The sequence below is a fragment of the Terrisporobacter muris genome (assembly GCF_024621905.1).
GTDB lineage: Bacteria > Bacillota > Clostridia > Peptostreptococcales > Peptostreptococcaceae > Terrisporobacter > Terrisporobacter muris.
Window position 1 is genome coordinate 1 of the sequence record NZ_JANKBY010000188.1, and the last position, 6,888, is coordinate 6,888.

Annotated in this window: 8 protein-coding genes; 5 read left to right on the top strand and 3 right to left on the bottom strand. The window is 26.6% G+C overall.

What is annotated here, in order from left to right:
- Positions 1 to 113 precede the first annotated feature (113 nt).
- Together NSA58_RS13200 and NSA58_RS21010 are read right to left on the bottom strand one after the other, a co-directional pair.
- Complete coding sequence (locus tag NSA58_RS13200; RefSeq protein WP_074429789.1) at positions 114 to 1,346, bottom strand: aminotransferase class I/II-fold pyridoxal phosphate-dependent enzyme; 1,233 nt, start codon at positions 1,344 to 1,346, stop codon at positions 114 to 116.
- Positions 1,347 to 1,463: 117 nt separating this feature from the next.
- Positions 1,464 to 1,709: a 4Fe-4S binding protein gene (locus NSA58_RS21010; RefSeq protein ID WP_139045079.1), complete on the bottom strand. Its 246-nt coding sequence runs from the start codon at positions 1,707 to 1,709 to the stop codon at positions 1,464 to 1,466.
- A gap of 57 nt (positions 1,710 to 1,766) precedes the next feature.
- Between NSA58_RS21010 and NSA58_RS13210 the strand changes: the two genes are divergently transcribed.
- Positions 1,767 to 2,186: an N-acetyltransferase gene (locus NSA58_RS13210; protein WP_039678044.1), complete on the top strand. Its 420-nt coding sequence runs from the start codon at positions 1,767 to 1,769 to the stop codon at positions 2,184 to 2,186.
- Positions 2,187 to 2,252: 66 nt separating this feature from the next.
- Here the strand turns inward: NSA58_RS13210 and NSA58_RS13215 are convergent, their stop codons facing one another.
- A complete protein-coding gene (locus NSA58_RS13215; RefSeq protein ID WP_257560546.1) occupies positions 2,253 to 2,732 on the bottom strand; it encodes an NADH-quinone oxidoreductase subunit NuoE family protein in 480 nt (159 codons plus the stop codon).
- 221 nt (positions 2,733 to 2,953) lie between these two features.
- On the opposite strand from NSA58_RS13215, the gene NSA58_RS13220 reads away from it, so the two are divergent.
- The 4 genes from NSA58_RS13220 to NSA58_RS13235 all read left to right on the top strand — a co-directional run bounded on the left by NSA58_RS13220 (position 2,954) and on the right by NSA58_RS13235 (position 6,845).
- A complete protein-coding gene (locus tag NSA58_RS13220; RefSeq protein ID WP_039678042.1) occupies positions 2,954 to 3,706 on the top strand; it encodes an ABC transporter ATP-binding protein in 753 nt (250 codons plus the stop codon).
- Positions 3,707 to 5,614 (top strand): ABC transporter permease, encoded by a 1,908-nt coding sequence (locus NSA58_RS13225; protein ID WP_039678041.1) that lies wholly within the window; start codon positions 3,707 to 3,709, stop codon positions 5,612 to 5,614.
- Positions 5,615 to 5,641: 27 nt separating this feature from the next.
- Entirely contained in the window at positions 5,642 to 6,103 is a 462-nt protein-coding gene (locus NSA58_RS13230) for a hypothetical protein (RefSeq protein ID WP_074429790.1), read from the top strand.
- Positions 6,104 to 6,254: 151 nt separating this feature from the next.
- Complete coding sequence (locus NSA58_RS13235; protein WP_257560547.1) at positions 6,255 to 6,845, top strand: response regulator transcription factor; 591 nt, start codon at positions 6,255 to 6,257, stop codon at positions 6,843 to 6,845.
- Positions 6,846 to 6,888 lie beyond the last annotated feature (43 nt).

Here is a 6,888-nt window from a genome sequence, read left to right on the forward strand (position 1 = left end):
GAATTATAATATTAATCAAAATAAAATAAATGAGAATTTTTAATAAAATTAACTATGATAGAAAACAAGGTGTAATCACACAAATTTAATGGTTACACCTTATTTTTTAAATACTAGAATTTTAAGTTAAGAGACATTAGTCTATTATAAATTTCATTCATAAGGTTAATTTCATCATCTTTATTATAAGCTTCATAAGTAACAGAAAGCCTTAAATAAGCACCACAATCATCCCACGGAACTGTTGATATCATAGCATTATTTAAAATATAAGCAAAAGCATCTTCTGCATTATAAAAAATTACATCACCAGCGCCTTTTGGGATAGGAAGATAAACATAAAATCCACCTTTAGGTTTTTCAACCTTAAATCCAACTTTTCTAAGTACATCAATTAGTAAATCAAAACGTCTAGAATATCTCTCAATATTTTCTTCAATAAGCTTTTCATAATTATCAAGAGCAAAGGAAGCAGCTTTTTGAATAGGAATGAACTGTCCAGAATCGGTATGGCCTTTAATAGTAGAATAAAGTTCTATAGTTTTAGGAGAACCTACAACAAAAGCCATTCTAAAACCAGTCATATTAAAACTCTTAGATAGAGAGTGAATTTCCAAACAAAGGTCCATAGCACCATCGACACTAAAAATACTAAGTGGCTTACTATCACCATAAGTCAAAGCACCATAAGCTAAGTCAGAAACTATGAATATTTTATTTTTTCTACAAAAATTAACCAAGTATTCATAATATTCTTTAGTGGCAATTTGTCCTGTAGGGTTATTTGGATAATTAATATAAAGAAGTTTAGATCTTTTTAAAATATCTTTAGGAATATTTTCTAAATCAGGAAAAAAGTCATTCTCTTCACAAAGAGGGAGATTATAGACTTCTCCACCTAAAAACTTAGAATAAGTACCCATTATTGGGTAACCTGGAACAGTCATTAAACAAACATCACCAGGATTTATAAAGCCTATGGGAATCATGGCTAAAATAGATTTTGAACCTATGCCATGCATCACATTTTTACAAGTTAAATTGTTTATATGATACACATTTTTCATAAATCTACAAGCTGCCTTTTGGAACTCTAGTATTCCATTGTCAGCATAGAATCTATTTTCATTTTTATGAGATTCTCTACATAAAACATCAACAATACTAGAGTCAGCAATCTTATCAGGCTCACCTACTCCCATATTAATAAGTGAAATATCTGGATTATTTGCTTTTGCATCATTAGTCATTTTCTTTATTTTTTCAAATTTGTATAATCTTGTAGCTGTGTTAAAGAAAGATAAATCGCCCAGTCTTTCTGAAATCATACTGTCTATAAAATCCATTTTCAATCCTCCAAAGGTGTCAATATACTTTATATTATGAAAAATTAATGAAAGTGGGACAAAATAAATAACCTAATATTTTAGTTTTTATAAAAATAGCGGGTTCTTTTTATAAGTTCAACATAACTTTTTCATTTTTTGACTTGCTACAAATAACATTACTTTATTTAGATAACGAAGATGATTTGGGCATATTGATATACAACGCATACATGAAATACATGTTGAATCATCTGTTATGCTGGGATTATCATGAGAAATTGATTTTGAAGGACAAAGAGATGCACATAATCCACATTTATGACAGTTTTTATTAGTCTTTGCTTTTAGTATAAATAAAAGAATGCTTTTTATTTTGTTAATAGATAATAAATGATAAAATTAGAATATATGAATAATAATATCAGGAGACTTAAATTAATGATAAGAAAATTAGAAAATAATGATGTAGATAGAGTGATGGACATTTGGTTAAAGAGTACTGTGAAAGCTCATGATTTCATAGAAAAAAAGTATTGGGAAGATAACTATAATACAGTGAAAAATGTTTATATTCCTATGGCAGAGACTTATGTTTATGAAAAAGAGAATATAAAAGGGTTTATTTCTATTATAAACAATGAATTTATTGGAGCGTTGTTTGTAGATAATGACAGCCAAGGACAAGGTATAGGCAAAGTTCTAATTGAACATGTAAAAAGTGAATATAATAACTTAAATTTAGCTGTATACAAGGATAATTATAAATCTGTAGAGTTTTATAAAAAAATGGGATTCAAAATAAAAAGTGAAAATACTAATGAAGATACAAACTTTGTTGAATATATTATGGAGAATTAAGGAAAATAATTTAATTTTTAATAATAAATATAATGAAAAGGGCTGCTTTTAAGCAGCCTTTAATTTTTAAATACAATTTTCTAATATTGAAGGAATATCTTGTACTGTTACACTTTCATAAACTCGTCCATTTATGGTAACAATAGGTGTTTTACGGCAAACACCTACACATCCGCCAGATTCTAAACTGAACTTCATATCTTTAGTAGTTTCACCAGCTTTAATTCCAATTAATTTTTCAAATTCACGCAGGATACTAGGGCTATCATCTTTATTACAAGCATTACCAAGGCAAACTTTTATCTTATATTTACCCTTAAGCTCAGTTACAAAATAACTATAAAAATTAACAATACCTTCTACCTGGCTAAAAGGAAGATGTAATTTTTCTGCAATATACACTTGTACATCTTTCGGTAGATATCCAAATATACTTTGAGCATGATGTAAAGTATTCATTAGTATTTTTTCATTATTATCATTTGAATTCATAAATATATCTAATTTATTAAATAATTCTTTATTTCTAGAGGCAAAATCACACATAGTAATCTCCTTTATATAGTTAAAATATAGATTTAGTTTATACCCTATAATGAATGTGTATAAACTTCATATCAATTAGATAATTATAACATAATTATTTTCTATGTTACTAAAGTGTAACATTAGAGAATAAAATGTAATCTTTAATTAAGGATTTAATTATTAGAAAGATTTAAAATAATAATATATTAAATATTAAAGTGACTTAGGAGGTTAATTATATGAAAGAAATATTAAAAGTTGAACATATATGTAAAGATTATGGAATAAAAGGCTTTAAGACAAAGGTATTAAAAGATATATCCTTAACAGTAAAAGAGGGCGATTTTATAGCTATAATGGGACCATCAGGAGCAGGAAAAACCACATTACTGAATATAATGTCAACGCTGGACAAGCAAACTTCAGGGGAGATTATATTAGAGGGAATAGATGTATCAAATATAAGAAATAAAGAATTATCAAAACTAAGAAGAGATAAAATTGGATTTATATTTCAAGAATATAACTTATTAGATAATATGACTCTTATGAATAATATTGCTCTTCCTTTGGCGCTTGGAAAGAAGAGAAGCAAAGAAATAGAGGATAAAGTTATTGAAATATCTAAAAAGTTTGGATTAGAAAATCATTTAGATAAATATCCATACCAACTATCAGGAGGACAAAAGCAAAGAGGTGCAGCGGCTAGATCCTTAATTACAAATCCATCAGTAATATTTGCAGATGAACCTACGGGGGCATTAGATTCTAAATCAGCGTATGAACTTTTAGACGCATTAGAAAAGATAAATAAAGAGAGTAATGCAACTATTATAATGATTACTCATGATCCTAAAACGGCAAGTTATTCTAATGAAGTATATATGATAAACGATGGTACTATAAAATGTAAATTAAATAAAGGAGATAGTAGAAAAGCATTTTATAGCAAAATAATGGATATGTTGTCTTCTATGGGAGGTGACATATAGTTGAGTATATTAGAAATCGCATATAATAATTTTAAAAGTAATTTAAGAACTTACAGAGCATTTTTCATATCTATGGTATTTTCAGTAGTAATTCTGACTAATTTTGAACTATTACAATATGGAGAGGCTATAAAAGCATTGCAAGGAGAAAATGCAAAATTTACTTCGGCAGTATTAATGTCCGTAATTGTAATATTATCAGTATTTTTATTTTTCTTTATATGGTATGCAACTAATGTATTCTTTAAAAATCGATCAAAAGAAATTGGAATCTTATCTTTTATGGGGTTGGATTTATATACTATTGGGAAGATATATTTTGTAGAGAATATGCTTATAGGTATAAGTTCTTGTTTAATAGGGTTAATTATAGGCATAATTACCTCAAAATTTTTCCAAGCTATAATAATAAAACTATCTGGATTTCATATAGATATAGCTAATGGAATTAGCATAAAAGCATTGATTTCTGCAAGCGTAATATTTATAGCAATATTTATGATAATGTCGGTAAAAGGATTTATAACTATTTGTAGAAGTAGTGTAATTAATTTAATAAATGCTTCTAAAAAACAAGAAAAAATACCCAAAGTAGGAATTGGATTATACATCTTAGCTATAATATCAATTTTCGTAATAGGATATGGTTACTATCTTTCTCTGAATATAAGAAGTGAAAATATAATGAGTTCAGTTACAGTAGTGATTGTAGTTATCATAGGAACTTATGGATTATTCAAATCAGTTATGCCTGTATTATTTAGTTTAATAATGAAAAATAAAAAAATATTATTTAATGGGGAAAATATAATTGCTATTAACAATATAAATCATAGATTAAGTAAAAATTATAAAACTTATGCCATAATAGCAATTATGATTACTGCAACTATATCAACACTTGGGGGTGCAGTTGCTATTAAATATATGCAAGAAAATGCTCAGACCCAAAGAAATATATACACAGTTAGTATATTTTCCCCAGATAAAAATGAAGTGAATAAAGAAAAAATTGATAATATAATAAAAAATACTAACAAAATAAAATATGAAGTAAATACAGAGTTAACATTTTTAGAAAATAAGGATAGTAAGTATATCTATGATACTATGGATGTAATAATGAAATATAGTGATTTCATAAATATTCTTAATATAAATGGAAATGAAGAAGAATCAAAAGAGTACGGAAAAAGCTTAGTTGGAGGGAATAATGTAATAACATTAAAAAGCCCTCAGACCATTATGACTCTTGCACAAAAAGAAAGCGAAGTTAAAATTGATGGACAAGTATATAAGATTTCAAAAGGAGAAGTAAAATTACCAGTATTAGGTACTGGTGTTAATGAGAGTATTATAGTTGTAAATGATAGTACTTATGAGAAATTAAAAGATAAGGGGCAGCAAGGATACTTTTATGGAGCAAAGATAGAAAACGAAGAGAATAGTACAATGATGTTTAATAGCCTTGAAAAAAGTTTAAATTTAAAAAGTGGATATATACAAAATGGATATAAGGCACAAAATGAAAGTCAGTGGATGAAGTTTGCTTATGCAGTTCTTGTATTCTTGTTCATAGTATTTGCAATAATTGCTGGAAGTATTATCTACATGAAAATATATAGTGACGCTTATGAGGATAAGGAGAAATATACTACTTTAATAAAAATAGGTGCTACAGAGAATGAAATTAATAGAGCAGTATTTAAAGAGGTGGTTATATTTTATGCTTTGCCAATGATAATTGCAGCAATATCAAGTTACTTTGCATTAAAATTAGCAGGAGAGTTACTAATGGCAAATTTAATTAACATATATATATTAAGTTTAGTAATTTGTTTAGTGATATTTGTAATATATGGTGTGGTGTCTGTTAGAAAGTTCAAAAGAATAATTTATGATAATTAAATTAATCTAAAAATAGAGGAAGATAAAATGATAAAAAATTTATTTGTTTGTGTGATACTGATATTTATTATAGCAGTATCAACCGGATGCTCTAAAAATGAAATTTTAACTCATTATAATAATATAATTCAAAGCACTGGCAAAGGAACTCTTACAAGTAATTATGAATTGAATGGTGACAGAGAATTTGGAGTAGATGACTATGTGGGAACTTATATTGCACAGTATGAAAATTATTCTGGAATAGAGTATGTATTTGGAGGAACTTCAATAGAACATGAGAGTGGATCTGAAGTGACAATTACTTGTAAAATCAATACTACAAGTGGATCTGCTCAATTAATTTTATTATCAGGAAGTGATAAACCAGTAGTTTTATGTAAAAATAATAAAGTATATAAAGTAACTTTAAAAATTCAAGATGGAAGTAATTATATTGGAATAAAAGGAGATAATTTCACAGGAAATATAGAGCTGAATATAAAATAAAATTGATTAAAAAAGAGACTATTACAGGAGAATTCAAAGTTATTTTTGTGATAGTCTTTTTTAAATAAAGTTAAAAATAATATATACAAAATAATGAAAGTTGACCATAATTAATAATGATGGAAGCAATTTGAATAAGGAGAAAATGAGCATGTATAAAATTTTATTAATAGAAGATGATATAGACTTATCCAAAGAAACTTCATTAGCATTAGAAAGATGGGGGTTTAAAGTTGATTTAATTGATGATTTTGAGAGGATAATGGAAGAATTTATAGATAAAAGACCTGATTTAATAATTTTAGATGTAAACTTGCCGCTATATAATGGATTTTATTGGTGTGAAAGAATAAGAACTATATCAAATGTGCCAATCATATTTTTATCTTCTAGAGATTCAGATATGGATTTAATAATGGGAATCAATAATGGAGGAGATGATTATATTACAAAACCATTCTCCATAGATATACTTGTTACAAAGATTAATGGAATTATAAGACGAGTTTATAATTATAGTGTCTCAAATAATGTGATGCGTTATGGAGACTTAATATTTGATATGGAAAAGGGCATTATTAAAAATAATGAAAATACCATAGAATTAACTAAAAATGAAATAAAAATATTAACTACTTTATTGAAAAATAAAAATAACCCTGATATACTAAAACTTCTGTCTATTGGAAGACGAGATATGGTATTTATATCTTTTTCATTTAATTCATCTTTTGTCATGTGAACTATTTCTTTTATTAAATCAGCTATGCCTTCCCCTGTCATAG

Bases quoted from the DNA above. Each gene is read 5' to 3' on its own strand.
- NSA58_RS13215 (WP_257560546.1), bottom strand. From the start codon at position 2,732: ATGTGTGATTTTGCCTCTAGAAATAAAGAATTATTTAATAAATTAGAT.
- NSA58_RS13200 (WP_074429789.1), bottom strand. From the start codon at position 1,346: ATGGATTTTATAGACAGTATGATTTCAGAAAGACTGGGCGATTTATCT.
- NSA58_RS13230 (WP_074429790.1), top strand. From the start codon at position 5,642: ATGATAAAAAATTTATTTGTTTGTGTGATACTGATATTTATTATAGCA.
- NSA58_RS13210 (WP_039678044.1), top strand. From the start codon at position 1,767: ATGATAAGAAAATTAGAAAATAATGATGTAGATAGAGTGATGGACATT.
- NSA58_RS13220 (WP_039678042.1), top strand. From the start codon at position 2,954: ATGAAAGAAATATTAAAAGTTGAACATATATGTAAAGATTATGGAATA.
- NSA58_RS13235 (WP_257560547.1), top strand. From the start codon at position 6,255: ATGTATAAAATTTTATTAATAGAAGATGATATAGACTTATCCAAAGAA.